Source organism: Actinoplanes siamensis (assembly GCF_016862395.1).
Lineage (GTDB): Bacteria > Actinomycetota > Actinomycetes > Mycobacteriales > Micromonosporaceae > Actinoplanes > Actinoplanes siamensis.
In genome coordinates, this window is record NZ_BOMW01000058.1 from 60,978 (window position 1) to 86,953 (window position 25,976).

The 25,976-nt window shown below is 68.1% G+C and carries 28 protein-coding genes, 1 tRNA gene and 1 pseudogene; 14 read left to right on the plus strand and 16 right to left on the minus strand.

Annotation, left to right across the window (positions count from 1 at the left end):
* The first annotated feature begins 53 nt into the window (after nt 1–53).
* Complete coding sequence (locus Asi03nite_RS27910) at nt 54–1,844, plus strand: NHL domain-containing thioredoxin family protein (RefSeq protein WP_203683446.1); 1,791 nt, start codon at nt 54–56, stop codon at nt 1,842–1,844.
* On the opposite strand, the gene Asi03nite_RS27915 is transcribed toward Asi03nite_RS27910, so the two are convergent.
* Nucleotides 1,825–2,586, minus strand: coding sequence for a LamB/YcsF family protein (locus Asi03nite_RS27915; protein ID WP_203683475.1), 762 nt, complete (start codon nt 2,584–2,586; stop codon nt 1,825–1,827). The two genes, Asi03nite_RS27910 and Asi03nite_RS27915, sit on opposite strands and share 20 nt — an antisense overlap.
* Before the next feature lie 86 nt (nt 2,587–2,672).
* On the opposite strand from Asi03nite_RS27915, the gene trhA reads away from it, so the two are divergent.
* On the plus strand, nt 2,673–3,350 hold the full coding sequence (trhA, locus tag Asi03nite_RS27920; RefSeq protein WP_203683447.1) for a PAQR family membrane homeostasis protein TrhA: 678 nt from the start codon (nt 2,673–2,675) through the stop codon (nt 3,348–3,350).
* 81 nt (nt 3,351–3,431) lie between these two features.
* Here the strand turns inward: trhA and Asi03nite_RS27925 are convergent, their stop codons facing one another.
* The gene (locus tag Asi03nite_RS27925; protein WP_203683448.1) at nt 3,432–3,713 is read right to left on the minus strand and encodes a DUF6458 family protein; all 282 of its coding nucleotides are present in this window, start codon (nt 3,711–3,713) and stop codon (nt 3,432–3,434) included.
* 113 nt (nt 3,714–3,826) lie between these two features.
* On the opposite strand from Asi03nite_RS27925, the gene Asi03nite_RS27930 reads away from it, so the two are divergent.
* Nucleotides 3,827–4,345 (plus strand): SixA phosphatase family protein, encoded by a 519-nt coding sequence (locus Asi03nite_RS27930; RefSeq protein WP_203683449.1) that lies wholly within the window; start codon nt 3,827–3,829, stop codon nt 4,343–4,345.
* Between the two features lie 78 nt (nt 4,346–4,423).
* On the opposite strand, the gene Asi03nite_RS27935 is transcribed toward Asi03nite_RS27930, so the two are convergent.
* Nucleotides 4,424–6,280 (minus strand): acyl-CoA dehydrogenase, encoded by a 1,857-nt coding sequence (locus Asi03nite_RS27935; RefSeq protein WP_203683450.1) that lies wholly within the window; start codon nt 6,278–6,280, stop codon nt 4,424–4,426.
* Between the two features lie 268 nt (nt 6,281–6,548).
* Between Asi03nite_RS27935 and Asi03nite_RS27940 the strand changes: the two genes are divergently transcribed.
* Nucleotides 6,549–6,704, plus strand: a complete 156-nt coding sequence (locus Asi03nite_RS27940; RefSeq protein WP_203683451.1) for a hypothetical protein — start codon at nt 6,549–6,551, stop codon at nt 6,702–6,704.
* Here the strand turns inward: Asi03nite_RS27940 and Asi03nite_RS27945 are convergent.
* Nucleotides 6,701–7,828, minus strand: coding sequence for a PP2C family protein-serine/threonine phosphatase (locus tag Asi03nite_RS27945; RefSeq protein WP_203683476.1), 1,128 nt, complete (start codon nt 7,826–7,828; stop codon nt 6,701–6,703). The genes Asi03nite_RS27940 and Asi03nite_RS27945 overlap by 4 nt on opposite strands.
* Nucleotides 7,829–7,952: 124 nt before the next feature.
* Here Asi03nite_RS27945 and Asi03nite_RS27950 point away from each other — a divergent pair, with 124 nt between their 5' ends.
* Nucleotides 7,953–8,498 (plus strand): phosphoribosyltransferase, encoded by a 546-nt coding sequence (locus Asi03nite_RS27950; RefSeq protein WP_203683452.1) that lies wholly within the window; start codon nt 7,953–7,955, stop codon nt 8,496–8,498.
* A 60-nt stretch (nt 8,499–8,558) separates the two neighbouring features.
* On the opposite strand, the gene Asi03nite_RS27955 is transcribed toward Asi03nite_RS27950, so the two are convergent.
* The 3 genes from Asi03nite_RS27955 to dcd form a co-directional block, all read right to left on the minus strand.
* Entirely contained in the window at nt 8,559–8,837 is a 279-nt protein-coding gene (locus Asi03nite_RS27955; protein ID WP_203683477.1) for a YciI family protein, read from the minus strand.
* A gap of 30 nt (nt 8,838–8,867) precedes the next feature.
* Nucleotides 8,868–8,984, minus strand: a complete 117-nt coding sequence (locus tag Asi03nite_RS38620) for a helix-turn-helix domain-containing protein (RefSeq protein WP_203683453.1) — start codon at nt 8,982–8,984, stop codon at nt 8,868–8,870.
* 237 nt (nt 8,985–9,221) lie between these two features.
* Entirely contained in the window at nt 9,222–9,800 is a 579-nt protein-coding gene (dcd, locus tag Asi03nite_RS27965; RefSeq protein ID WP_203683454.1) for a dCTP deaminase, read from the minus strand.
* Nucleotides 9,801–9,946: 146 nt separating this feature from the next.
* Between dcd and Asi03nite_RS27970 the strand changes: the two genes are divergently transcribed.
* The 4 genes from Asi03nite_RS27970 to cutA all read left to right on the plus strand — a co-directional run bounded on the left by Asi03nite_RS27970 (nt 9,947) and on the right by cutA (nt 11,979).
* A complete protein-coding gene (locus Asi03nite_RS27970; protein WP_203683455.1) occupies nt 9,947–10,453 on the plus strand; it encodes a pyridoxamine 5'-phosphate oxidase family protein in 507 nt (168 codons plus the stop codon).
* Between the two features lie 146 nt (nt 10,454–10,599).
* A tRNA-Gly gene (locus Asi03nite_RS27975) sits at nt 10,600–10,673 on the plus strand.
* 383 nt (nt 10,674–11,056) lie between these two features.
* On the plus strand, nt 11,057–11,665 hold the full coding sequence (locus tag Asi03nite_RS27980) for a helix-turn-helix transcriptional regulator (protein WP_203683456.1): 609 nt from the start codon (nt 11,057–11,059) through the stop codon (nt 11,663–11,665).
* Nucleotides 11,662–11,979, plus strand: a complete 318-nt coding sequence (gene cutA, locus Asi03nite_RS27985; protein WP_203683457.1) for a divalent-cation tolerance protein CutA — start codon at nt 11,662–11,664, stop codon at nt 11,977–11,979. The genes Asi03nite_RS27980 and cutA overlap by 4 nt, the downstream gene beginning before the upstream one ends.
* A 34-nt stretch (nt 11,980–12,013) precedes the next feature.
* Here the strand turns inward: cutA and Asi03nite_RS27990 are convergent, their stop codons facing one another.
* Nucleotides 12,014–12,265: a GntR family transcriptional regulator gene (locus Asi03nite_RS27990; RefSeq protein WP_203683458.1), complete on the minus strand. Its 252-nt coding sequence runs from the start codon at nt 12,263–12,265 to the stop codon at nt 12,014–12,016.
* Between the two features lie 250 nt (nt 12,266–12,515).
* Here Asi03nite_RS27990 and Asi03nite_RS38080 point away from each other — a divergent pair, with 250 nt between their 5' ends.
* Both Asi03nite_RS38080 and Asi03nite_RS27995 read left to right on the plus strand, forming a co-directional pair.
* Nucleotides 12,516–12,827, plus strand: a complete 312-nt coding sequence (locus Asi03nite_RS38080) for a hypothetical protein (RefSeq protein WP_239102975.1) — start codon at nt 12,516–12,518, stop codon at nt 12,825–12,827.
* Complete coding sequence (locus Asi03nite_RS27995; RefSeq protein ID WP_203683459.1) at nt 12,824–13,051, plus strand: hypothetical protein; 228 nt, start codon at nt 12,824–12,826, stop codon at nt 13,049–13,051. The genes Asi03nite_RS38080 and Asi03nite_RS27995 overlap by 4 nt, the downstream gene beginning before the upstream one ends.
* A gap of 194 nt (nt 13,052–13,245) precedes the next feature.
* On the opposite strand, the gene Asi03nite_RS38985 is transcribed toward Asi03nite_RS27995, so the two are convergent.
* The 6 genes from Asi03nite_RS38985 to Asi03nite_RS28025 all read right to left on the minus strand — a co-directional run bounded on the left by Asi03nite_RS38985 (nt 13,246) and on the right by Asi03nite_RS28025 (nt 20,936).
* On the minus strand, nt 13,246–14,451 hold the full coding sequence (locus tag Asi03nite_RS38985) for an ImmA/IrrE family metallo-endopeptidase (protein ID WP_373872176.1): 1,206 nt from the start codon (nt 14,449–14,451) through the stop codon (nt 13,246–13,248).
* Nucleotides 14,387–15,049, minus strand: a complete 663-nt coding sequence (locus Asi03nite_RS28005) for a hypothetical protein (protein WP_203683461.1) — start codon at nt 15,047–15,049, stop codon at nt 14,387–14,389. Before Asi03nite_RS28005 ends, Asi03nite_RS38985 begins: the two co-directional genes overlap by 65 nt.
* 249 nt (nt 15,050–15,298) lie before the next feature.
* Nucleotides 15,299–16,084 (minus strand): hypothetical protein, encoded by a 786-nt coding sequence (locus tag Asi03nite_RS28010; RefSeq protein ID WP_203683462.1) that lies wholly within the window; start codon nt 16,082–16,084, stop codon nt 15,299–15,301.
* A gap of 1,489 nt (nt 16,085–17,573) precedes the next feature.
* Nucleotides 17,574–18,431 (minus strand): LamG-like jellyroll fold domain-containing protein, encoded by an 858-nt coding sequence (locus Asi03nite_RS28015; RefSeq protein ID WP_203683463.1) that lies wholly within the window; start codon nt 18,429–18,431, stop codon nt 17,574–17,576.
* A 131-nt stretch (nt 18,432–18,562) separates the two neighbouring features.
* On the minus strand, nt 18,563–19,606 hold the full coding sequence (locus tag Asi03nite_RS28020; protein WP_203683464.1) for a hemolysin family protein: 1,044 nt from the start codon (nt 19,604–19,606) through the stop codon (nt 18,563–18,565).
* Nucleotides 19,599–20,936 carry a hemolysin family protein gene (locus tag Asi03nite_RS28025; RefSeq protein WP_203683465.1) on the minus strand — a complete coding sequence of 446 codons (1,338 nt, stop codon included), beginning with the start codon at nt 20,934–20,936 and terminating at the stop codon, nt 19,599–19,601. The genes Asi03nite_RS28020 and Asi03nite_RS28025 overlap by 8 nt, the downstream gene beginning before the upstream one ends.
* Nucleotides 20,937–21,022: 86 nt before the next feature.
* On the opposite strand from Asi03nite_RS28025, the gene Asi03nite_RS28030 reads away from it, so the two are divergent.
* A complete protein-coding gene (locus tag Asi03nite_RS28030) occupies nt 21,023–21,685 on the plus strand; it encodes a GOLPH3/VPS74 family protein (protein ID WP_203683466.1) in 663 nt (220 codons plus the stop codon).
* Between the two features lie 64 nt (nt 21,686–21,749).
* Here the strand turns inward: Asi03nite_RS28030 and Asi03nite_RS28035 are convergent, their stop codons facing one another.
* Together Asi03nite_RS28035 and Asi03nite_RS28040 are read right to left on the minus strand one after the other, a co-directional pair.
* Nucleotides 21,750–23,891: a heterodisulfide reductase-related iron-sulfur binding cluster gene (locus Asi03nite_RS28035; protein WP_203683467.1), complete on the minus strand. Its 2,142-nt coding sequence runs from the start codon at nt 23,889–23,891 to the stop codon at nt 21,750–21,752.
* 180 nt (nt 23,892–24,071) lie between these two features.
* The gene (locus Asi03nite_RS28040; RefSeq protein WP_203683468.1) at nt 24,072–24,335 is read right to left on the minus strand and encodes a cell division protein CrgA; all 264 of its coding nucleotides are present in this window, start codon (nt 24,333–24,335) and stop codon (nt 24,072–24,074) included.
* 158 nt (nt 24,336–24,493) lie between these two features.
* On the opposite strand from Asi03nite_RS28040, the gene Asi03nite_RS28045 reads away from it, so the two are divergent.
* Together Asi03nite_RS28045 and Asi03nite_RS28050 are read left to right on the plus strand one after the other, a co-directional pair.
* On the plus strand, nt 24,494–25,297 hold the full coding sequence (locus Asi03nite_RS28045) for a DUF881 domain-containing protein (RefSeq protein ID WP_373872177.1): 804 nt from the start codon (nt 24,494–24,496) through the stop codon (nt 25,295–25,297).
* Nucleotides 25,294–25,976: pseudogene (locus Asi03nite_RS28050) on the plus strand (hypothetical protein); the annotation flags it as partial. The gene Asi03nite_RS28045 and the pseudogene Asi03nite_RS28050, both read left to right, overlap by 4 nt.

Sequence of the window (25,976 nt, forward strand, 5' to 3'; positions counted from 1 at the left end):
GTCCCGGCCGGCCCCCGGGTCGGCCGGGACCGCCGCTGAGGCACCATGGGCGAATGAATTCTCGCGTGCGTGCACCCGAACTCAAGGGTCGCGGCTGGCTCAACACCGGCGGGAAGGCCCCTACCCTGGCCGACCTGCGGGGCAAGATCCTCATCCTGGACTTCTGGACCTTCTGCTGCATCAACTGCCTGCACGTTCTGGACGAGCTGCGGCCGCTCGAGGAGAAGTACGGCGACGCCCTGGTCGTGATCGGCGTCCACTCCCCGAAGTTCGAGCACGAGCGTGACCCGAAGGCCCTGGCCGCCGCGGTCGAGCGCTACGGCGTGCACCACCCGGTGATCGACGACGGCGACATGCACCTCTGGCAGCAGTACGCCGCCAAGGCGTGGCCCACCCTGGCCGTGGTCGACCCGACCGGTTACCTGGTCGCCTCGATGGCCGGCGAGGGGCACGCCGAGGGCCTGTCCCGGCTGATCGACGAGCTGGTCGCCAAGCACGAGGCGGACGGCACCCTGCACCGCGGCGACGGGCCGTATGTGGCGCCGCCCGCCCCGGACAGCCTGCTCCGCTTCCCCGGCAAGGCGATCGAGCTACCCGGCGGCAACCTGCTGGTCTCCGACTCGGCCCGGCATTCGGTAGTCGAGCTCGCCGCCGACGGCGAGACGCTGGTCCGGCGGTTCGGGGGCGAGCGGAACGAGCCGTTCAGCGAGCCGCAGGGTCTGGTCCTGCTCCCGCCGGAGATCAGGGAGACGGCCGGGTACGACGTGGTCGTCGCCGATACGGTCAACCACCAGCTGCGCGGCCTGGACCTGGCGACCGGTGAGATCACCCTGGTTGCCGGCTCCGGCAGGCCCTGGCGTTCCACGGTGGACGACCACGCGCACGACGCGCTGGCCGCCGACCTCTCCTCGCCGTGGGACCTGGCCTGGTTCGACGGCAAGGTGATCATCGCGATGGCCGGCATCCACCAGCTGTGGTGGTTCGACCCGATCCAGCGCACGGTCGGGGTCTACGCCGGCACCACCGTCGAGGCGCTGCGTGACGGCCCGCTCCCGGATGTCTGGATGGCCCAGCCGTCCGGCCTGTCCGTCGCCCAGGACGGCGGGCGGCTGTGGATCGCCGACAGCGAGACGTCGGCCCTGCGGTACGTCGAGGACGGCGTGCTGCGCACAGCGGTCGGCCAGGGCCTGTTCGACTTCGGCCACGTGGACGGCCCGGCCGGCACGGCACTGTTCCAGCACCCGCTCGGCGTCGCCGCCCTGGCCGACGGATCGGTGCTGGTCGCCGACACGTACAACGGAGCGGTCCGGCGTTTCGACCCGGCGGCGGACGAGGTCTCCACCGTGGACTCGGGTCTCGCCGAGCCCAGTGACGTCCTGGTCACCGGGGCCGGCGACGTGCTGGTGGTGGAGTCCGCGGCGCACCGCCTGACCCGGCTCGCGCCAGGCGTGGTGAAGACGGTCGCCGGCGAGCGCCACAAGACCGAGCGCCCGCCGTCCCACCTGGCGCCGGGCGAGGTCACGCTCGACGTGATCTTCACCCCGGCGCCGGGCCAGAAGCTGGACAGCCAGTTCGGCTCGCCGCTGCGGCTGACCGTTTCGGCCTCCCCGGCCGAGCTGCTGCTGGACGGCGCGGGCAGCACCACCGAGCTGTCCCGCAAGCTGGTCCTCAACCCGGACGTGCCGAAGGGCGTGCTGCAGGTGGTGGCCCAGGCCGCGACGTGTGACGTGGACGCCGAGTTCGGCGCCTGCCACCTCACCCGGCAGGACTGGGGCGTCCCGGTGGTGGTCGACCCCACCGCTCCTGATCGGCTGCCGCTGATCCTCAGGGGATTGGACGCGTGAACGGCCGTACCTGGATCGAGGCGGCCCGCAGGCCGGACCACACCGCGCGGGCCAGCTCGACCGCGCCAGGTGTGTCGCCGTGCAGGCAGATCGACCGGACCGGGGACGGGACGACCGAGCCGTCGACGGCGACCACCTCGCCGTCGACGGCCATCCGCGTCACCCGCTCCACCACCGCGTCCGGGTCGTGCACCAGCGCGTCCGGCCGTGACCGGGGCACCAGCCGCCCGTCCGGGAGGTATCCGCGGTCCGCGAAGCCCTCGCCGACAGCGGTCAGGCCGGCCGCGGCGGCCCGCTCGTGGAGAACCGATCCGGGCTGGCAGAGCACTGGCAGTTCCCGGTCGTACGCGATGATCGCCGCGACCACCGCGTCCGCCTGCCCCGGTTCGACCGCCGCGGTGTTGTAGAGCGCGCCGTGCGGTTTCACATAGCGCACCCGGTCGCCGGCCGCCCGGCAGAACGCCTCGAGCGCGCCGATCTGGTAGAGCACGTCGTCGCGGAGCTCGCCGGGCTCGTAGTCGATCCGGCGCCGGCCGAACCCGGCCAGGTCCCGGTATCCGACCTGGGCGCCGATCGCGACGCCCCGATCGGTGGCCGCCCGGCACACCCGGTGCATCGTGGACGGGTCGCCGGCGTGGAAGCCGCAGGCCACGTTCGCCGAGGTGACGATGTCCAGCAGGGCGTCGTCGTCACCGAGCCGCCAGGCGCCGAAACCCTCACCGAGATCGGCGTTCAGGTCAATGGAGGTCACCGGAGAATCATGCGGTAGTGGGAACCGTATGCGGCATCACTACCCACTAGTAACCTACGCTGTCGTAACCTGAATTCGTGACGACCTCAGCCCCGTTCCGGATGAAGCCGACCGACCTCGGCAAGCCGCGACTACGCGGCCGGTTGCATCAGTACGCGTTCTTCGTCGCCTTGGTCTGCGGCATCGTGCTCTGCTCGATCGCTCTGAGCCGCCCAGGCTGGAGCCCGTTCCTCAGCTGCCTGATCTACAGCGTGACGGTGTGCGGGCTGTTCGGCACGAGCGCCCTCTACCATCGCCGCGTCTGGAGCGAGCGCGGCTACCAGATCATGCGGCGGATGGATCACTCGATGATCTTCATCTTCATCGCCGGGACGTACACGCCGTTCAGCGTGCTCCTGCTCGGCACGTCCAAGGCCGAGCTGATGCTGACCCTGATCTGGGTCGGCGCGCTGGGCGGTGTGGCGTTGAAGGTGATCTGGCCGCATCTGCCGCGCTGGGCCGGTGCTCCGCTCTACGTGGCGCTCGGCTGGGCCGCGGTCGCCATCCTGCCGGACATCCTGCACACCGGCGGCGTGACGTGTCTGGTCCTGATGCTGGCCGGTGGCCTGATCTACACGGTCGGCGCGGTCTTCTACGCGCTGCGCCGGCCGAATCCGTGGCCGGCCGTCTTCGGTCATCACGAGTTCTTCCACGCCTGCACGCTGGTCGCGGCGATCTGCCACCACATCGCGATCTACTTCGCGCTCTACGCCTGACGCGAGCAAGGACATTTCTTCGGTACGGCATGCGCGAACGGCCCGGCGACCGCCGGGCCGTTTCGTTGCGTGCGGTACGGATCAGCTGTACGCGGGCGGCGGGGGCGGCGGAACGTCGTCCCGGCGCACCTCGCGGTACTCGCTGGTGTAGCCCGACCCGGCGACCGGGGCGGCCGTCGAGCGGGAAACGACGGTGCGCCGCCGGCTGTTCCAGAACCACAGCGTGGTGACGAGCCCGAGCAGGCCGGCCGCCATCAGGATCCAGCCGATCACGCTGATGTCGAGACCGCTGATGTCCGCGTTGACGGCGAACGCCAGGATCGCCCCCAGAGCGAGCAGGAAGATGCTTGCGCCGATGCCCATCGGGCCCTCCTCGTGATGGTCCGCGCGGCCGGGCGGGCTCGCTCGACCATGCTCAATACGTCGATCGAGGGCTTACCCGTACGCGCGAAGTTCCAATCAGGCAAGCTGTCCCCATGAGCATGCGGACGCTGATCCTGCTACGCCACGCCAAAGCGGAGACTCCCGGCGAAGTACCGGACTTCGACCGAAGCCTGACCGATCGGGGCACTTCGGATGCCGACGCGGCCGGCGCCTGGCTGGTGGACGAGCGGCTGCACCCCGGCCTGGTGCTCTGCTCGCCGGCCAGGCGCACCCGGCAGACCTGGCAGGCCGCGTCGGTGGCGCTGGCACAGGGCGACCACGCCCACGGCGCGCCCGAGGTGCGCTACGAGGACCAGCTGTACCACGGCGGCCGCACCGAGGTGTTCGACCTGATCCGGGCGGCGCCGGACACCGTACGAACGATCCTGGTGATCGGCCACAACCCCACGGTGTCCGAAGTGTCCGCTCTGCTCGTCCCGGACGAACAGTGGGACGGCGTGGCGGTGGAGCTGAAGACGTCCGGGCTGGCCGTGCACACCACCGAGAGCCCGTGGTCGCAGGCCCAGCCGAAGGGGATGCGCCTGTCCCGCCGGCACACCGCCCGAGGGTGACGCCGGCAACGACGAAGACCGGCGGACGCCTTTGTCCGCCGGTCTTCGTCGTTTCAGGAGAGTGGGAAAAGTCTCAGGTCAGAACATGTCCTCGGACAGATCCATCAGGTCCAGGGTGGTGTTCTCGATGATCCGGCGGTCGGCGCCGATCCGCGGCAGGACCTCGCGGACGAAGAAGCGGGCCGCCGCCACCTTGCCGGTGTAGAAGTTCTTGTCGGCCTCGGAGAGCTCGCCGTTCAGCGCGTTCAGGGCCACCTCCGCCTGGCGCAGCAGCAGCCAGCCGAGGATCACGTCGCCGAGGGCGAGCAGGATCCGCCGCGAAGTCAGACCGATCTTGTACAGCTCGCGGGACTCGCCGTTCTGCACGGCGGCCAGCCAGCCCATCGTCACGCCGAGGATCTGCTGCATCTCGCCGAGCGCCTTGCCCAGCCCCAGCCGCTCGTCCTTGAGCTGACCGTTGCCGGCCTCGCTCTCGATGAAGCCCTGGATCTCGGCGGCCACCGTGCCGAGCGCGCGGCCGTTGTCCTTGACGATCTTGCGGAAGATCAGGTCGAGGCTCTGGATCGCGGTGGTGCCCTCGTACAGCGTGTCGATCTTGGCGTCCCGGACGTACTGCTCCAGCGGGTAGTCCTGGAGGAAGCCGGAGCCGCCGAAGGTCTGCAGCGACTCGTGCCCGAGCAGCTCGTACGCCCGCTCCGAGCCGACGCCCTTGACCAGCGGCAGCAGGAAGTCGTTCACCCTGGCGGCGATCTTCGCGGCCTTCTCGTCGCCGGCGGCCTGCGCGATGGCGACCTTGTCCTGCCACGAGGCGGTGTAGATCACCAGAGCGCGCAGGGCCTCGGAGTACGACTTCTGCAGCATCAGCGAACGGCGTACGTCCGGGTGGTGGGTGATGGTCACCCGCGGGGCGCCCTTGTCGGTGTTCTGCACCAGGTCGGCGCCCTGAACGCGGTTCTTCGCGTACTCCAGGGCGTTGAGGTAGCCGGTGGAGAGGGTGGCGATCGCCTTCGTGCCGACCATCATCCGGGCGTACTCGATGATCATGAACATCTGCCGGATGCCGTCGTGCTTGTCGCCGAGCAGCCAGCCCTTGGCCGGGGTGCCGTGCTCGCCGAAGGTCATCTCGCAGGTGTTGGAGACCTTGAGGCCCATCTTGTGCTCGACGTTCGTGGCGTAGACGCCGTTGCGCTCGCCGAGCTCGCCGGTCTGCGGGTCGAAGTGGTACTTCGGCACGATGAACAGCGACAGGCCCTTGGTGCCCGGCCCGCCGACGCCCTCGACGCCCACCGGGCGGGCCAGCACGTAGTGGATGATGTTGTCGGTCAGGTCGTGCTCACCCGAGGTGATGAAGCGCTTGACGCCCTCGATGTGCCACGAGCCGTCCGGCTGCGGGACGGCCCGGGTGCGGCCGGCGCCGACGTCCGAGCCGGCGTCCGGCTCGGTCAGCACCATGGTCGAGCCCCACTGCTTCTCGACGAAGAGCTTGGCCCACTCCTTCTGCTCCGGCGTGCCCTCGGTGTACGCCACGTGGGCGAAGGACGGGCCGGACGCGTACATCCAGATCGGCGCGTTCGAGCCGAGGATCTGCTCGGCGAGCGCCCACCACAGCGTGCGCGGGGCGAACGTGCCGCCCAGGGCGCCGGGCAGATCGAGCCGCCAGAACTCGGAGGCCATGAAGGTCTCGTACGACTTCTTGAAGGACTCCGGCAGCGGCGCGGTGTGCGTCGCCGGGTCGAACACCGGCGGGTTCCGGTCGGCGTCCGTGTAGCTTGCCGCGAGATCCTCGCGGGCCAGCCGGTTCACCTCCGCGAGCACGTCGCGTGCGGTGTCCGCGTCGATCTCGTCGAACGGCGCCTGGCCGAACGCCTGGTCCGCCCCGAAGACCTCGAACAGGTTGAACTGGAGGTCCCGAAGGTTGCTCTGGTAGTGAGTCATGGTGCTTGGCCCCGCTCTCCGAACGCGAGTTACCCGTCAGTAACTAGCACTGTATTACCGATCGGTAGGAAGCGACAACCCGGGTCGGCATTCCCGGGTAACCCACCTGGTCGGGGACGGTGTCCGTCGGATCGAGGGTCAAACGTCTCCGAATGGGTGGTCACGTGGACAGCCGTTCGGCCATTTGCCTACTTCGAACCCGGAACCACGTATCGCGCACCGATGAGGCTCGTTGCTCCGGATAGACCGAGCTTTAAGGGGGACAACCATGTTCGCCACGATCAAAAGCCTGATTCCGGAGCCCCGCCAGGCGAACCAGCCGCGCAACTACGTCGGCCGGCACCGGCAGCCCGAGCAGGCCCCGCCCGGCCCGGCGCCGACGGCTCCGGCGCCCACGGAGCCGGAGGAGAACACCGCGGCCTAACTGCCGGCCGCGCCGACCTCCCAGCTCGGGACCGGCACGGACGCGCCGGCGTCCGGGCCGGAGTACTCCAGCAGAACCAGGGCGATGTCGTCCTCCAGGCGGCCGTGCACCCAGTCGACCAGGGCGGTCTCCAGGGATGCCAGCCCGTCGCCGACCGTGCCGTGGCCCAGCAGGCGCCACGCGCGGTCGGCGGTCGGGAAGAACTCGCCCTCGCGGCGGGCCTCGCCCAGGCCGTCGGTGAACAGCAGCAACCGGTCGCCCGGCTCCAGCCGCTCGACCCGCGCCCTCACCTCGGGCATGAACCCGAGCGGCGGCGCGGGGGCCGGCGGCTCCAGCGGGATGACCAGCCCGCGGCGCAGCAGCAGCGGCGCCGGATGTCCACAGTTGACGATCGTCAGCGTGCCGCCGCGCTCCTCGACCAGGGCCGCGGTCACGAAGTCCTCGTCGCCGACGCTGCGGGCCACCGCACGGTCCAGGTCGGCCACGATCGACTTCAGGTCGGCGCGCTCGTACGCCACGTGCCGGTAGGAACCGAGGACGATGCTGGCCAGGCGGACCGCGTCCAGGCCCTTGCCCCGCACGTCACCGATGATGATGCGGACGCCGTACGGGGTGTTCAGCGCCTCGTACAGGTCGCCGCCGATGTCCGCGGCCGCGGTCGCGGAGATGTACCGCCCGGACACCGCCAGCGAGCCCACCTGCGGGCCGATCGGCCGCAGCACGGCCTGCTGGGCCACCGAGGCCAGCTGCAGCAGATCGGCGATCCGGTCCGCCTGGCGCTGCCGCAACGTCGCGGCGGCCACCGCCAGGCCGGTTGCCAGCATGACGCCGGCCAGGTACGTCATCGCGCTCTGGCCCACGTCGTCGGACTGGCTCACGAAGACCGCCCCGACCACCATGGCGACCACCCCGGCGCCCAGCACGAACTGCCAGACGGCGAACAGCGCGGCCACCACCGGAACCAGGGCGAGCAGGCCGATGTAGCCGGCCGACGCGCGATTCCCGGACTCCACCGCGGACACGATCACGAGCAGCACGAGGGCCGCACCGAGGCCGGCGCGGTTCCCTGGGCTCATCGGGCGGCGGCCCGGCGCGAAGGTAGGCATGGTTCCGCCGAACAGCATGCCCGATGGACGTCGCATCGGGCATCAACTTGACCCCTTGTCCGATCAGGTTCTGTCCACCTGTCAGTGGTGAGGTCATTCGGTCGGTCCACGCGCGGCGGCGCGACGATGACACGATGTCCCGATGAACGACGATCTCCGTGACCGTCTGCGCGGCGCGTTCCGCTGGACCGATCCGGGGCCACCGGCCGACTATCTCGTCAGCGACCGGTCCGGCTGGTGGCGCGATCCGGCGATCCTGGACGGTCTCGGCCCCGCGCTGGCCGGCCTGTTCCGGGCGGACCGGCCCACCGTGGTGGTGTCTCCCGAGGTGACCGGGTTTCTGCTCGGTCCGCTCGTGGCGAGGGCCCTCGGGGTGGGGTTCGTGGAGGCGTACCGGGCCGGGGCGCGCCGGGCGATCGCGGAGCCGATGATCTGGGCCGAGGTGCCGGCGGATCACCGGGGAGACGTGCAACATCTGGGGGTACGGCGGCGGCTGCTCGCGGACGACGACCGGGTGCTGGTGGTCGACGACTGGGCGTCGACCGGGTCGCAGGCACGCGGCCTGCGGGAGCTGGTCGGAAACCGTTACCTGGGCACCGCGGTGATCCTCGACGAGTGCCCGCCCGCGGTCACCGCCGAGTTGACCATCCGGAGCCTGCTGGGCGGGGCCGACCTGGATCCCGCCTGACCCGGTGCCCGGCTCCACGCCGGGCACGGGCACCGTCGCTTGTCCAGGGTGGACGGCGGATCAGTACTTGCGCTGGTAACCGGCGAGCGCCCCACGGCTGATCTGCCAGCCGACCGCGGTGTAGGTGGCCAGCCCCTGCTGCACGTAGGGATCCTGGGCGATCAGTTCCTGCGCCTGCGCCTCGGTGTCGACGTCGAGCAGGATGATCCCGCCGACCGGCGGATCCTGCCGGCCCGCGGTCACCGACAGCCCCCGCTCCTCCAGCCCGGCGAGGAATGCGAGGTGCTGCTCGCGGGCCTGATCAACCTCGGCAAGCGGCTTCTGGTACGTCGAAATCATCAGATACACCGCCTCATCGTAGATCTTCCGTCAGGCCACCTCACCCTGCGGCTGGAAGCTGACCTGCAGACTCGTCCCCAGCGCCCGTGCCAGCCGCTCCAGAACGACCAGCGTGGGCACCGTCCCGCCGGCCTCGAACCGGGCCACCGCCGCCGCACCCGTCCGGGGGACATTCGCGCGGAGTTCCCGCAGGGCTGACGCCAGTCGATGCGGGTTCGCCCGCCGCGCACGCTGGGCGCCGCCGCCGGCGCGGCTTGCTGGCACACGCCGCGGCGCGGGACGGTACCGCCGTCAGGCAGCCCTGCGGCCGGGCCCCAGGGGCCCTGCCACAGTTCGTCCTTCAGGTGTACGCCGCCCGATATCCACAGCCGACACCGGACGCCCCTAGCGCGTCGGCCAGGTCCGGAAGTTCTGCGCCGAGCGGCTTGCCGTGGGGCCGCGCTGGCCCTGGTAGCGGGAGCCGTAGACAGCGGAACCATAGGGGTGCTCGGCCGGGCTGGACAGGCGGAAAATGCACAACTGCCCGATCTTCATGCCTGGCCACAGCTTGATCGGGAGATTGGCCACATTGGAGAGCTCCAGCGTCACGTGACCGGAGAAGCCCGGATCGATGAAGCCGGCCGTGGAGTGGGTGAGCAGGCCCAGGCGCCCGAGACTGCTCTTGCCCTCCAGGCGCGCGGCCAGTTGCTGCCCGAGAGTGATCACCTCAAGCGTCGACGCAAGCACGAACTCGCCGGGGTGCAGCACGAACGGCTGCCCGTCCTCGACCTCGACCTCGGCGGTCAGCTCGTCCTGCTGCTCAGCGGGATCGATGTGGGTGTACAGATGGTTGTTGAAGACCCGGAAAAACCGATCCAGCCGTACGTCGACGCTGGACGGCTGCATGAGCGCGGGCTCGAACGGCTCCAGCGAGAGATCCCCGGATTTGATCTCGGCGATCAGGTCACGGTCGGAGAGCAGCATCGCCACACCATACGAGGTTCACCGGCGCGCATCTTCCCCGGGTGACGCCGCGTCGCCGGCGTCTGACTCACCGCAAAGCCGATCCCACCTGCCCGGATCCGCGTGTTCAGTGGCCGATTAGAACGCCTGTTCGATAGACTGCACGCATGGCTTCCTGGTCCGAGTTCGCCGCCGCCGAGCCCTCGCTCGCCGCCGGCATCCGTGCGCTCCTGCAGCAGTACGGCCCTGGCATGGGCTACCTCGCCACGGTCCGCCCCGACGGCGGCCCCCGCGTGCACCCGATCTCACCCGTCTTCACCGGGTCGGGCCTGTATTGCTTCCTGGTCAACTCGCCGAAGCGCCGCGACCTCGAACGTGATCCCCGATACTCCCTGCACTCCTACCCGCCGGAGGAGAGTGACGACGAGGCCTACCTGTCCGGCCGCGCCACCCCGGTCCGCGACCCGCGCACCGTCTCGCTGATCGCCGACGCCCTGCGCGCCTCGCCCGACGTCGACTGGCGGCTGTTCGAGCTGAGCGTCGAGTCGGCGACCCTGCGCCATCATGGACCTTCAGGGGCTCTGCCGCTCGCCGCGGCTCCTCTGCCTATTCCGATCTCGCAGAGTTGGCGAGCTCCCCGGCAGTCGGCTCGGAAGCTCGCCATGGCCAGCTGAACGGCCCTGTCAGCGAGAAGTGCGCCGGGCGGCGCCGGCTGACGGCCTGCCACCGTCACCGTCACCCGGGACAGGGGCCGAGCCGCGACATTGCGGGGGGTGCTTCCGCCACCGAGCCTGATAATCAGGTACAGTGAGGGCCGCTTGCGGGTGTAGTTCAATGGTAGAACATCAGCTTCCCAAGCTGACAGCGCGGGTTCGATTCCCGTCACCCGCTCCACGTGCGGAAGCCCTGGTCAGGACCGATGGTCCCGCCAGGGCTTCCGTGGTTCCAGGGCACTAAACAGTCTGACGTGCCCTTACCGTGCCATTAGCTCGCGCCGACACAGGAACACGGCGTGACGCGTTTCGTGGGCGTCTTCTCGACCAGTGTGGCCTCGGCGACCGGCATCGGTTCGGCCACCAGCCCGGACCGCTGGCGGGGCAGCGATAGCCGCCGCGCTCAGCAACAAGACACGGATGTGACCTGTCGGTCCTTCATGGAGGACGTTCAGGCCCGCCAAGCATGGAGACTCATGGGTCCTCATGTCCGGACCAATCCGTCCTCGGCGCGGACCGAGAAGTCTCCTTGCGGGGACTGATCCGTCCCCGCACGATTGAGGCATGGAGATGGCAGACGTGCTGCGACAGCGGCGGGCCGAGCTGGGCATGTCTCAGACCGACCTGGCGGCAGCCGCCGGCGTGGATAAACGGCAGATCAGACGCTACGAGGCAGGCGAGCAGCAACCGGTGCTCTCCGTCGCGGTGGCGATCGCGAACGCACTCAAGATCTCGGTCGGCGAACTCGCTGGCATCCCGAGCCACAAGGTGAACCTGTCCGGCGACTGGTGGGCATCCTGGCAGACGTTCAAGGACTCGGAAGAGGTCATCACCGCGCAGGAAGTGCAGCTACGCCAGCAAGGCGACCTGATCAACCTTCAGACCGCCACGCGCGGGATCGAGGTGGAAGACGGCGGCTATCACTGGCGCGGTGAGCTGCGCGTCTGGGACAACGAGATCCTGATGGGCTGGTACGTCGCTGATGACGGATCGGTCCGTTCCAAGGGCACGTTCTACTTCGTGCTGCACCCACACGGCCAGCGGCTCGAAGGTCGCTGGGTCGGCCTCAGCCACGACGGAAAGATCGTCACCGGGTACGGCGGCATGGCACGCACGGAGGAGGAAGCGCGCGACACGATCGCCAGCCTTCGCGGGCAGGAGACCTCGGCGTGAGCGAGGAGGTCTGCGAGGTCATCATCACCGCGCCCGACGCCGAATGGCTCGCCGAGTTCACTCGCCGCCTGGTCGATGATCGACTCGCCGCAGCCGGCCACAACATCACGCCGATCCGATCCATCTACCGATGGCAGGGCCAGATCTTCGACAAGCAGGAGGCGCGGGTTGCGCTGCACACGCGGCGCAGCCTCCTACCGCAGATCATCGAGCGGACGAACCGGGAGCATCCGTACGAGGTGCCGTGCGTCGCCGCGATGACGTTCGACGGCAATCCCGCATACGTGCAATGGATCCTGGACGAGACCAGCTAGGCCGGCCGCACAGGTGACACGTCGCGTTGCACGCTCAGCCCTGATCCGGATCAGGCGACGGGGTTGCAACGTACGTTCCGCGGTGGGCCACGGTGAAGACCAGGCCCTGCTCGCGAAGAACCGCGACGGCGCGGCGGACCGTCCCCCGAGCCACGCCGAATTCCTGGACGAGTTGCAGTTCGCTCGGGATAGGCCGATTCGGCTGCCACTCGGCACGCTGGATCCGCTCGGCGAGGATCTCGGCGAGCTGGCGGTAGGGCGGAACAGGCCCGTCCGGTTCGATCACGCAATCAAGCTAAATGACCAACATCGACCAGATAACAGCAACTACGTAGTTAGACGTCCAAGGACAACCTTGTACAAGCATGAACAACAGGTGAGTCAATCTCGGCACCGCTGAAATCGGAGGCAACACGTGAAACAGGATCCATTCCCCGACAGCGTCACGCCCCGCCGAAACCCAATCCGCAAGCACTCAGCCCAGAGGGGAGCCAGATTCACAGATCGGATCCCCGCACGAAGGAGAGGTGGCCTGAATGGTGCCTCGCGCCGGTGACGTGCTGTTCATCGGGCGCAAAGCCAGCGTCCAGTTCGCAACGCCGATTCTTTTCCGCCTAATCCGGTTGCACGAGTGGACGACGTATGACGGCTGGCTGTGGCTCGATGGCTACGAACTCAACTCGGCCGGCGAGGCCGTAGAGCGGCGGTCGATCTTCGTCCAGGAAAACGGCCTCCGAAAGGCCAGCTCGGCACCAAGCCGACGGCGAGGGGTGCCTCCCATCCCGGGAGGCAGCCCTGACCGTCCGGCACCCCCGCCGGACCGCCAATCCCGAAGGAGCAACCAATGACCACCTCCACCGAGAACCGGCCGCCGACCCTGGACTTCGACACAATGGCTACCGTGCTCGCCGAAACGATGGGCGACTACGGCTTCCTGTTCGTCGAGGACCCGATGGTCCCGGCCCTATCCGCCACCCTGCGGGCCTTCGTCACTGCGACCGGGCTAGCGGTCAACCCGCTCAACGAAAGCGACGGCGACAACTTCGCGGACATCCCGGCGCTCGGCTGTTAAACCCACCCCTGATTACTCTTGTCTGCCACTACCAATCAGAGGCAATGGTGAAGGCCCGGGGCTCTACCACCGCCCTGGGCCTTCAAAAATCGTGATGAGCGTGAGCACTCAACGCTTCAGCGGAGGCTCACTGCCCATTTGCCGCTCGCCGCTCATACGCGGAGGCGGTCCAGCAAATCTCTATCTTGTTCGCGTCAATCACTAACGGCTCTCAGTACCGGGGGCGTTGTCAACGGGAAACTCCGACGCTCCGACGCACCGAACCCAGATGAACTTTCGACCGAAGTTACAGTTAGACCCATAAAAGCCTCACTGAAATCCTTCCTCGGAATTCCCAACTCCTTGCAAATCCTGTCCACCCTCCAGCCATCCTCACGTGCAAGAGAAAGAATTTGCCTCAATAGGGCCGATTGCTCCTTCGCGCCACCATCAGGCTCATTACTTCTGAACCCCTTTTCGCTAAGATCAATCATCCAGGACCGGTATTGCCAATCACTAATTCGGCGAAGCTGATGGAGTCGCCGGACCATGGCGGTAGCCGACACCCTCCAGTAGACCTTCAGCTTCATTACATCAGGGAGAGAGAGCGTACCAACCAGCTGAGGAACAAGGCCATTAGCAGGCATAAGGAAAGAACCTGCAAAGCTGTTTGCGTCTAGCTCGTACCGCCTATTCCTATTCGTACGAACATCCCGATGCATGCAAAGGTGACCCAGCTCATGAGCTAGATCAAAACGCAGCCGCTCAGCACTCTTGGAAGCATTGATAAATATGAACGGCCTACCTTCGTGCCAAAAAGAAAAGGCATCAACCTCTCGGTCCTGGCCTGGCAGACCAAGAACCCTGACACCCCTACTTTCAACCAAAGCAAGCATGTCTAAAACGGGTCGAGTTCCAAGATTCCAAATACTCCGCAGCGAAAGGGCTGCGTCAACCGGACAGGGTTCAGATCCCTCTACCGAGGCGGTCAATTCTTCGAATGAAGGAACATCCGGATCCGGTGTTGCATATCGACTATCAATCCAGGATGAGAAGCCGCGCAACAACGAAGCATGTGCCAGAACTCGGCCCACCTGCCTCGATGTCATGCTGGATAAAGCGCGGAAGCTAACTGCATCCGCGCCCACCTCGTCCAAGTCGTCACCGTAAAAATATGATTCCGGAAATTCTAGAGCACGTGCGATGCTGGCGACGGGAGGGTGTTCAACTTTCCCAGCTTCCCAATCAGTGACAGCCCGTCGCGAAACACCACACAGGCTCCCCAGAGCCTCTTTTGTGATTCCCCGTCTCTCGCGTGCCAACCGGAGCCTGCTGGGATTGAACTCCGGCTGAATCTCACTTGCGTCCAACAGTGACTCGGGGCGGCTCGGTCTCGTCGGGTTCGGTCGGGTCAACGACAACCCCCTCTAGCGAGATGTATGGCAGGATGATGCGCTCTTTCCACAGCCCAAATCTACTATCCGAACCGAGGGATGTAGCGAGAGAAAGCTCAAGATACATACGATTGTTACGCGCGTTCAGTAACAGAAACCACGTGTCACACTGCTCATCGTCACGAGGAGGATCTTTGAACTCAGGAAGGTCGAACATCTGCTGACCAAGGACATTCCTTCGGATTCTCTTCTCGGTTACTGGACCGCGCCGACGCGCCGCTTTGGGCTGCCCAAAGGCCCGCTCTCCGCAGTTGGCGTCCCCACCAACTACAGCAATAGCTATCCCACGCTCCGGGTTGTAAACCGTCTCGTAGTTATCGGTCTGGCCGATATCCCACCCTTGGTTAATGTCGAGCAGCTGCGTCCGGAGTTCCGCCACGGTTTCAGCCCACATAACCTGGCCTTTATGTGTTCGGGGATGCACATCGCTAACCCGAGACGAAAGGTCATGCCCTCGTCGCACGGCAGCGTCAAAATGATTTACCCGAACACCCATGCCGGCTAGACGAACGATCGCACCTTCTCCTTCATGGATCAGGAACTCCTGATAGGCCGGCTGCGTCATGCGTCCTCCTAAGTGGCTCAGCTTCCTCAAAAGCTACCACAACTGAGGGCAAAAAGGAGGAAGGCTGCCGTGCGGCAGGTGCCCCGTGGCCTCGCGGGAAGGACTGCCAGGAGCAACGTCTTTGATCGCGCCCTGACCGCGCTTGACTCCCCGCCCGTCGCCTTCGCCTCTTGGATCAGGGGCCGCACCGAGCCGAGGTACACGTCGGCAGCGTTCCCTTCCGCCTGAAGCGGTCCGCCACAGACCCGATCAGCCTGGTGAACCTGAGTTGCCACCTGTGGCCGGCGACGGGATCGGGTCTTCCAGCCGCTCCATGTGCAGCCAGTAAGTGTTCCGCATGCGCTGGTAGTCGAAGTCGCGGCCCTGTGGAGTTCGGGCGATGGTCAGCAGCCCGAGCCTCGTCAGCTCGGCCCCGCCCCGCGTCCATGTCTCATCGGAAAGTCCGTAGCGCTTTCGGTCGTTGCCGGAGAGCCATGGATGGGGTTGTTCTTCCTTGCGGTTGCTACGCATGTCCCGCGTCGCGAAGAGCAGTGCCACCGCAGGTGCCGACAACTCATAGATCCATCTGTTGGTCCAGAAGCTGACCGGGATATTGATCCACCACGAGCCGCGCCAGGCGTACGATTCCCCGTTCCCGGACGGATGCAGGAGCGTCACGTCCGGCGGCATACCAGGGTTACGCCTCAAGTTGATCAGCTTGGCTTCCTCCAGCCAATTCAAGCTGTCCGCAACCCGCCGCGCACCACCTACCTCTGGGGTAGGCAGAGCTAGCGCCGACGCCCACGCGCGGCCGGAGAAGCCCTTGATGTCATGCGGGGAAGAAGCAGCGAGCAACGTCATCGACATATACAGCTTCAGCCGCACCTCACCGCCGCGACCACCGCGAAGCATCCGCGCCAGCGGCGGGAGCTTGTGGGTGTCGTCCCGATAAAAGCCGGGCGGGAACTGGACCACCCGGCGTTGCGATCGCTCCACAAGACGATCAAGGCGATACTCCCCCGCTGCTGTGGGGGAGTTGGTGGCAATGTTCGGCAAGTCAATGACCTTCGTAGCGGTGAGACCAGGTGTGCAGGGGGTTCATGGAGTAACGGGAGTACTAGGCGTACAGGGGTACTGGGGGTTCCTTCCTTATACCTTTCCCATACAACCGCTCGCCCATACCGCTCCAAACGGCTTACTCCCACCGAGGCAAGCTACCACTCTCACCGCTAATGCCGAAGACCTATACTGCTGCAAGCAGCTTCTTTTACCGTAGCAAGCCATGACTTTCACCGTCGCTAAGGTTATACAAGGCGTTTTGAGCTGCGGTTTTCTCATGTCAAGCTTTGATCAGCAAGGAGGCGCGGCTCTCCGGAAAGGAGAGTTCCGAGAGGGGCGCGGCGCCGAGAGGGTGGACAGCCGGTGCAACGGCTGTCCACCCGATGCCCCGATTTGACCGCGTTAGGCCAGGTGGGACAAGCCCATGGTAAGAGAACCAGTGAGTCCTGAGGGCTCCAGTAGTCACGATGGTGCGGGTGGCCGCTGCTCCTGCGGTCGCCGTTCGGCGATCATCTCGGCGTGGGTGATCGGGGGTGCGGCAGTTCTTCAGGCCGCCTCGCAGATCATCGAGGCGGTGGTCACGATCATGAACTAGACCAGCATCCCGGCGGCTGGTCGTGAGTTCTGTCCTCACGGCCAGCCGTACCGGCCGGCCGGGGTCATCTCAACGGGCGGCGCGATGCCTCAGGCCCTGCAACACACCTGCCATTAGGCGGGCGGACGTGTCATGCAGAGCTAAGTACGCCCTCAAGGATGCGGGCCGAGTGCTGGCCGAAGCCGAGCACGCACCGCTGATTCCGCCCTGCTTAGCCTCTGGTCAAGGACCTGCCGTCCCGTTTGCCGGTGTCGCCCTCCGGGGGCGATAGCCGCGCACCGGCCTTGCTTGCCAATGCGCCGGTGCCGTGCCATTGGCGTGCCATTGAGCCCGGCCGCATGAGGTCACTCCAGGCCGCTCTACGCCTCTGTGAGGTGGCGTCGACTGAGCTGACCAAGTCGCCTTGTACGGTTCCCAAGCTGACAGCGCGGGTTCGATTCCCGTCACCCGCTCCACGTGCAGAAGCCCTGGTCAGGACCGGATGGTCTGGCCAGGGCTTCCGTGGTTCCAGGGCATGCTGAACCAGGGACGGCCCATTAGCCGCCATTAGGGCCATGTCATCTAGCTTGACGCTCTCGTTCACGAGCATGCCGAGCCTCCACGTATCACTGAAGCCCACGATGTATGTCACGCCTAGCTTGAGGCGAATTCCCTCGTCAGGCCCGATGGTCCCGCCAGGGCTTCCGTGGTTGCAGGCCCCGCCGGTCAGGTACGGGCCATCAGTTCGCCTCGGCAACCGGTCGATCACCCCCGCCACCAGCCACCCAGACTCGCCCGGAATGTCCTGGTAGGGCTCCGTAGACATGCCCGGGGTGGCGCTCCCAAGCGGCCGGAGCCGGGCCGGCCCCCGGGGCATTCGCGATGTGCGGCCGCCGGGGTCGCCCGCGCCGGCTACGCGCCGATGTCCAGGAACACGTTGTCGATCTCGCCGGCGAACTGGTCGTTGCCGTAGCCGAGGCCCTTGCCGCCGACCCGCAACGGTTCCGCGTTCGCGACGGAGAGGTTCGGCGGCACCGCCACCGACGCGTACGGCACGCCGTCCACCAGCATGGTCAGCCTGTTCTCGGTGCGATTGCACTCCAGGTCGTGCCAGCTCCCGTCGGCCACGTCGATCCGCGGCTCGGCGCGGTAGATGCCCGCCCGGTTACCGGCGATCACGCAGCTCGGATGCCCCTGCCGGTGGTCGACCTGCAGCTTGAACTGGCTGACCCCGCCGACCGAGTAGCCCTTCTGCACCACGTTGGCGCCGTCCGCGAGGTCGCCGTGGGTCATCAGCACCGACGCGCCGTACCGTAGCGGCCGGCGGCCCGGGTTCAGCGTGTCGTCGCGCTGGCCCTCCAGGATCGCCCGCGGGCAGTCCTTCTCCCTCGGCAGCGTGCACCGGTCGGGGTAGGCGACCGCCAGCCCGGTGCCCTCCGGTACGAGCCGCAGCGCCCCGCCGTTCTGCCCGAGTGGCCGCAGCTCGTGCCGGCCGCCGGTGTCCTGGATCGGTTTGCCGACGCCGCCGTCGAAGTCGTACCGCAGGGACACCGGCTCGCTGGCGATCTGGACCCGGCGCAGGTTCGCCGGAGCCGCGAACCGGGTCGAGTTGGGGACCACTCCGCCCGTGGGCGGCGGCAGCAGGTGGTACGCGGGCTCGGCGCCGGGAGGTGCGCTGACGGGACGGGGGGTCAGGAGGAACAGGGAGCCCAGGGCCAGCATCGCTGACAGGGCACCGATCGAGACGACACGCCGCCGGGAGTGAGGCATGGGGTTATTGTCCGCATTGTCACTTGATACCCCGGTCGAAACTCCGGACGGCTTGCGAACCACTCGTACGTGTTAGCCCGAACTGCCGAACCCGAAAGGCCCAGCCACTGTCTCTCGCAAAAGCACCAGGATCAGCGCGTCCGGGCGGCCGCCGTCTGCGTGGCGTGCGCCGGCTCGCCCACCACCGCGTGCAGCACGTCGTCCAGCGTGATCACCCCGAGCGGCCGCCGCCCATCGCTGACCAGGACGATGTGCAGCCGGTCGCGCCGCATGGTGAGCAGCAGGTCGGCCAGGCTCCGCTCCGGTGACACCACCGCGAGCGGCCGGATGACCTCCGCCGGGATCGGCAGGCGGCGCTGCGCGCCGGAATACCCGAGAACATCCTTGACGTGGACGAACCCGAGCACCCGCCGGGTGTCCCGCTGCACCACCGGGAACCGCGAGCGCCCGCTGCGGGTCGCCACCGTCTCCAGCGTCGCCGGCGACACGTCGGCCGCCACCGTCGTCACCCGCGACCAGGGCAGCAGGGTGTCCGCCGCGGTCCGGCTGTTCAGCCCGAGCGCCGCGTGGATCCGCGCGTACTGTTCCGAGCCGAGCAGTCCCTCGCTGCGCGCCTGGGTGACCATCCCGGCCAGCTCCTCGGCGGTGAAGACGGTCTTGACCGCGTCGGTCGCCTCGATCTTCCACAGCCGCAGCACCGTCCGGGACGCCCAGCGCATGGCGACCAGCAGCGGCTTGGTGGCGGTACAGAAAGCCAGCATGAACGGGCCCAGGATCAGCGCGGACCGTTCCGGCCCGGCCAGCGTGATGTTCTTCGGCACCATCTCGCCGATCACCGTGTGCAGGAAGACCACGACCATCAGGGCCAGCACGAAGGCGACCGGGTGCACCGCGTTCTCCGGCAGCCCGGCCGCGTGGAACGGGTCCTCCAGCAGATGGGCCAGGGCGGGCTCGGCGATCGCGCCGAGCGCCAGGGAGCAGATCGTGATGCCGAGCTGGGCGCCGGCGATCATCAGCGGGATCTGGTTCATCGCGGACAGCGCCCAGCGGGCGGCCTGCGACGTGGCGGCGAGCGGTTCCAGCGCGGTCCGCCGGGAGGCGATCAGCGCGAACTCGCCGCCCACGAAGATCCCGTTGCCGAGCAGCAGGACCACCGTGACGATCAGGTTAGTCATCGGCCGGCTCCTCCGGCGGGGCCACCACCCGGACCTGCTCGATCCGGTGCCGGTCCACCTCCATCACGGTGAACTCCCACCCGTGCTCCTCCAGCGACTCACCGACCACCGGGATGTGGCCGAGCCGGGCCAGCAGGAAGCCGGCCAGCGTCTCGTACGGCCCCTCGGGCAGCGCGAACCCGGTCTGCTCGAGCACCTCGTCCTCCCGCAGGAGCCCGTCGGCCAGGAACGTCTTCTCCCCGCCCGGGGCGGTCAGCTCAGCGGTGCCGGTCTCGCTCAGCTCGGTGTCGTACTCGTCGGCGATCTCACCGACCAGCTCTTCGATCAGGTCCTCGACGGTGACCACGCCGTCGGTGCCGCCGTACTCGTCGACCACGATGGCCAGGTCGGCGTCGGCGGCCCGCAGCGCGGCCAGCACCTTGTCCAGGCCGAGGCTCTCCGGGACGAACACCGGCTCCCGGGCCAGCGCGGACACCCTGGTCACGGCGCGGCGCTCGGGCGGCACGCCGAGCGCGTCGTTCACCCCGGCCACGCCGGTGACGGCGTCCAGGGTGTTCTCGTACACCGGAAATCGGGTGTGCCCGGTCCGCCGGGCCACCGTGATCAGGTCGGCGACGCTGGCCGTGGTCTTGATCCCGACCACGTCGACCCGGGGCGTCATCGCCTTGGCCGCGCGTTTCTCGCCGAACCGGATGGTGCGGCGCATCAGCGTCGCGGTCTCCGCCGGCAGCGCGCCGGCCCGGGCGCTGATCGCGGCGAGCAGGCCCAGCTCCTCCGGCGAGCGGGCGCTGGCCAGCTCCTCCTGCGGCTCGATGCCGATCCGCCGGACCAGCCAGTTGGCCGTCCCGTTGAGCGCGGCGATCATCCACTTGAAGAGTCGGGAGAACCCGCGCAGCGGGGCCGCGGTGGTCAGCGCGATGCCCATCGGGCGGGCCAGCGCCGCGTTCTTCGGCACCAGCTCGCCGAAGAGCATCGAGAGCAGGGTCGCCACCACCAGCGCGAGCACATGCGTGATCGTCTCGGTGGCGGACCCGGCCACCGGCTCGACCACCGGCGTGATCAGCCGGGACAGGGCCGGCTCGGCCAGGTACCCGGTGAGCAGTGCGGTCAGTGTGATGCCGAGCTGGGCGCCGGAGAGCTGGAAGGAGAGCTCGTGCAGCGCGTTACGGACCGTCTTGGCCCGGCGGTCACCCGCGGTGGCGCGCTGATCGATTTCCGCCCGGTCGACAGTGACCAACCCGAACTCGGCGGCCACGAAAAACGCGTTGCCCACCGTCAGCAGCGCGAACGCCACCAGCGGGAGCACCGCGGTCAGGAGCAGGCCGTCCATGATCGCTTCACCTCGGCCCTCATTCTGCCGGACCGGGACCATCCGGTACCAACCGTGGGGGTGACAAGCACGATTACCGTCGAGTCATGAACCTGCTCGAAGAGCTCACCCTCCTCGCACACGACCAGCTCGGCCGGCGGGTCATCGACAACACCCGGATCGATCACGGACTGGGTGGGGCGCTGCTGCTGGAGCTGGTCCTGGCCGAGCGGATCGACGTGGCCGACCGGCGGGTGGTGACCCGGGGCGACGGCCCGCTCGGCGACGCGCTGCTCGACGAGGCCCTGGACCGGATCGCCGCCGACCGGCGATCCCGCAAGCCGGTGGACTGGGTGAAGAGGTTGGCCAAGGGCGCCCGGCACCGGGTGATCGAGCGCCTGGTCGCGGCCGGCGCGCTGCGCGTCGAGCGCACTCCGGTGCTCGGCATCTTCAGCCGGACCAGGTATCCGGGCGCCCACGGGGCCGAGCCGGCGGCCCGAGCGGAGGCTCGGGAGCGGCTCCGCGGGGCGATCCTCGGGAGCGGGCCGGTGCTGCCCCGTACCGCCGCGCTCTGTGCCCTGGTCGCCGCGACCGAGCTGGACCGCAAGCTCTTCGCGGACCTGGACCGGAAGCTGGTCCGGGCCCGGCTCAAGGAGATCGGGCAGGGCGAGTGGGCAGCCGCCGCGGTACGCAAGGCGATCCAGGACGTCCAGGCCGCGATCATGGCGGGCGCGGTGGTGGCGAGCACGGCGGCCGCGGTCAGCTCCTGAGCGGGGCGAGCACGGGGACGGCCGGCCTCCGTGGTGGGAGACCGGCCGTTTCACGTGAATCAGATCAGGCGTCCTGCTTGAGCGAGCGGAGCAGGACGGTGGCGACGTCGATCACCTCGACCTCGTCCTGCTTGCCCTTGCCGGTCACCCCGTCGCCGATCATCGTGTAGCAGAACGGGCAGCCCACCGCGATTGTCTTCGCGCCGGTGGCCAGGGCCTCCTCGGTGCGCTCGACGTTGATCCGCTTGCCGATCCGCTCCTCCATCCACATCCGGGCGCCGCCGGCGCCGCAGCAGAAGGAGCGCTCCTGGTTGCGGGGCATCTCCTGGAGGCCGCCGGCCACCGAGGAGCCGAGCACCTCGCGGGGCGCGTCGAAGACCCGGTTGTGCCGGCCCAGGTAGCACGGGTCGTGGTAGGTGACCCCGCCGTCGACCGGCTGGACCGGGGTGAGCTTCCCGGTGGCCACCAGGTGGGCCAGCAGCTGCGTGTGGTGCACCACCTCGACCTTGAGACCGAGCTGCTCGTACTCGTTGCCCAGGGTGTTGAAGCAGTGCGGGCAGGTCGCGACGATCTTCTTGACCCCGGCCTCCTGCAGCGTCTCCACGTTCTGCTGGGCCAGCATCTGGAAGATGAACTCGTTGCCGATCCGCCGCGCCGGGTCGCCGGAGCAGGTCTCCCCCTCGCCCAGGATCGCGTAGTCGACCCCGGCCTCGTGCAGCAGCGTCGCTACCGCGCGGGTGGTCTTCTTGGCCCGGTCCTCGAACGCGCCAGCGCAGCCGACCCAGAACAGGTACTCGAAGTCCTCGACCTCGCCGACCCGCGGCACCTCGAAGTCCAGTCCCTTGGTCCAGTCTTCGCGGGTGTTCTGCGGGGCACCCCACGGGTTGCCCTTGTTCTCCAGGTTGCGCAGCATGACACCGGCCTCGCTCGGGAACGAGGACTCGATCAGCACCTGGTAGCGCCGCATGTCGACGATGTGGTCGATGTGCTCGATGTCCACCGGGCACTGCTCGACGCAGGCGCCGCAGGTGGTGCAGGACCAGAGCACGTCCGGGTCGATCACGCCGTTCTCGTCGACGCCGCCGACCAGCGGCCGGTTGCCCTCGGCGAGCGACAGCACGTCCAGGTGCGCCAGCTGCGCCTCGGTGGCCTTCTCCTCGCCGGTCAGGTCCTTGCCGCCGCCGGCCAGCAGGTACGGCGCCTTGGCGTACGCGTGGTCGCGCAGCGAGAGGACGAGCAGCTTGGGGGAGAGCGGCTTGGCGGTGTTCCACGCCGGGCACTGCGACTGGCAGCGGCCGCACTCGGTGCAGGTGGAGAAGTCGAGCAGGCCCTTCCAGGTGAACTGCTCGACCTGGGAGACGCCGAACAGGTCCTTCTCCGGGTCCGCCTCCTCGAAGTCCAGCGGCTTGCCCTCGCTCATCATCGGCTTGAGCGCGCCCAGACCGGAACCTGCCGGCTTCTCCGGGCTGCGCTTGAAGAAGATGTTGAAGAACGCCAGGAAGCGGTGCCAGGCCACGCCCATCGTCGGGTTCAACGAGATGGTGATCAGCCAGCCCATCGAGATGAGCAGCTTGACCAGGGCGACCCAGGTGGCGCCGTCCGTCCAGGCGGGCAGCGCGTTGCCGATGGCGTGCGAGAGCGGGGCCGCCCAGACCGGGTACGGGAAGTGGTCGTTGGCGACCTTGAAGCCGCGGATCAGGAACCCGCAGATCAGCACGCCGACGATGATCGCCTCGACGAAGTAGCCCTGCCACATGGTGGAGCCGAGGAACCGGCTGCGCTTCTTGCTGCCCGGCTTGTCCGCCTGGCGCCGGTAGATCAGGTACAGGATCCCGGCGAGGCCGAGGATGCCGAACCACTCGGTGACGAACCCGAAGATCGACCAGTGGCCGATCAGCGGCAGCTCGCCCTCCGGCGTGACGACCTCGAAATACGCCTCCAGCACCAGCAGCGACAGGATGATGAAGGAGAACATGACGAACCAGTGGGCCGCGCCGATCGCGGACCACTTGAGCATCCGGGTGTGCCCCACCGACTCCTTGAGCAGGGTCGTGGTGCGGGTTGCCTTGTCGGTGAACCGCTCCGGCGCGGGCTGGCCCTGCCGGATCACCGCGGTGATCGTGAGGACGGCCCGGACCGCCAGCGCGACGGCCACCACCGTGACCGCCCCCGCTAAGACGGTGGCGATGATCTGCGCGATGCCCATCAGCGTTGTGCCTCCTCGGTCGGCTGGGCGCCAGCCTATGTTACCCATGAGTAATAGGCCGGTGCGGACCGCAGGTCAAGGACTCACGGCCCCTCAGCCGAAAGCGCACCCCACGCCGAGCGGGGTGCGCCTGGTCTATCTGAAATATCCCACGTATCCGCAGCAAGCGGACACGGTGTCTCAGCGCCAGCGCGAGAGAATGCCCAGCGACGCCACCATGCAACCGAAGCCGACCGCGAGGTTCCAGTACCGCCAGCTCTCCACCGGCCACTGCTGCGAGGACAGGTAGTAGACGACGAGCCAGGCGATGCCGACGACGATCAGGATGACCGCGGTGGCCGGCAACCACGCCGGACTGGGCTTCTTGGAAGCCGCCGTGACCGCCGGGCGGATGTCGGACGGCGGGGTGTAGACCTTCTTCTTGCGAACCTGCGACTTGGGCACGGTGCTCTCCTGTGGGCAACAAGTGGTGAACAACCACCGGTGAGCGGCTCCGGGGACTCCGAATGCTGCCCGTGGCGAATACTGTTCGCCAGCTAGCGTAATCAAGACGACGCGCACACAGGCACCCGCCGGGGCGAGAAAATACCCGGCGTCCGCTCTTGAGGGAGGCTGGGGTGGCTTTTCGAGGCGAACGCGGGGCCGCCGCGCGCCGGGCGCTGCGGCGCGCGGCCGGCCGCCGACGGACCGTCTGGTCGGTCGGCGTCCCGCTCATCGCGCTGGCCGCGGGCCTGCTGTTCACCACCTCCGCGACGACCGCCGACGGCACGGCGCTGCGCGACGACCGGCGGCCCCAACTGGCGCAGTTGATCGCGGACAAGCGGGAGCGCCTGGCCGCGGCCGAGAAACGCGAGGCGACACTGCGGGCTCAGGTGGATCAAGAAACCGCACGCCTCGCCGAAGTGGACACACCGGTAAAAATCGCCCGGCAGAGCGCCGACGCGATCCTCCAGCCGGCCGGGTTCACCGCGCTGCGCGGTCCGGGCCTCACGGTCACTCTGAACGACTCACCGCGGCGCGGTTCGGATTTCGGGGACAATGCTCCCGACAACGACGATCTGGTCGTTCACCAGGGCGATGTCCAGGCCGTCGTGAACGCCATGTGGGCCGGCGGGGCGGAGGCCATGACGATCATGGATGTCCGCGTGATCAGCACCAGCGCGGTACGCTGTGTCGGCAACACGCTGCTCCTTCACGGTCAGGTTTTCTCCCCACCCTTCAAGATCACAGCAATCGGCGAACCCACAGCGATGCATCGTGCGTTGGAGTCCGCAGAAGGAGTCAAGCAGTTCCGCGAGGCCGTCGCCGACTTCGGTCTCGGTTACACGGAGAAGATGGAAAAGGACGTGACAGTGCGGGCGTACGACGGCTCGACCGACCTCCGATCCGCGCAGGCGGCCCAGTGACGAGCACGCCGCAGGAGTTCCCGGGGACGCCGGCCGGCCGCGGCCGGCACCGAGCTCCCGATGCCGAGGCCCAGACGGCATACATCCCGCGCGTCAGCGACGCATCGCCGGACGGTGTGCCGGGTGGCCCCCTGACCGTGCCGGTGGGCCTGGGGGCGAACGTGAGCCCCAGCCCGGCCGGTTCGCCACGGTCCACGCGCGCCGCCACGCCCGCGGAGCCGCCGGCCGTGGACCCCGCCGTGCTCGAGGCCGGCCAGGCCGCGCAGCCGCGGACCCCGGCCGCCTTTCCCGAGGTGGGGATCGACGAGGTGAGCGCGGCAGCGGCCGCTGCGCGCCGCCGCGCGATACCGCCGGTGGCGCAGCCGTCCGCCGCGGGTTTCGGTTTCCTCAGCGACGACAAGAACCGAGACCCGATCGCGGTACGACCGGAGCCCGGCCTACCCACCACGGAGTTCCCGCCCGGCGGCACGCACGCCACGGCCGCGTCCCCGTCGATCCCGCCCACCGCACCTCCGCCCGCGCCGGCCTCGCCCATCGGTCTCCCGCCGACCGGCATCTCGGTGACCGGCATCTCGGTGACCACCGCCGCGTCCTCGTCGGCCGGCCTGCCCTCGGGCAACGGCTCCCCGGACAACCCGAGCTGGAACACCGAGCCCACCCGCCAGCAGAGCCCGGCGCC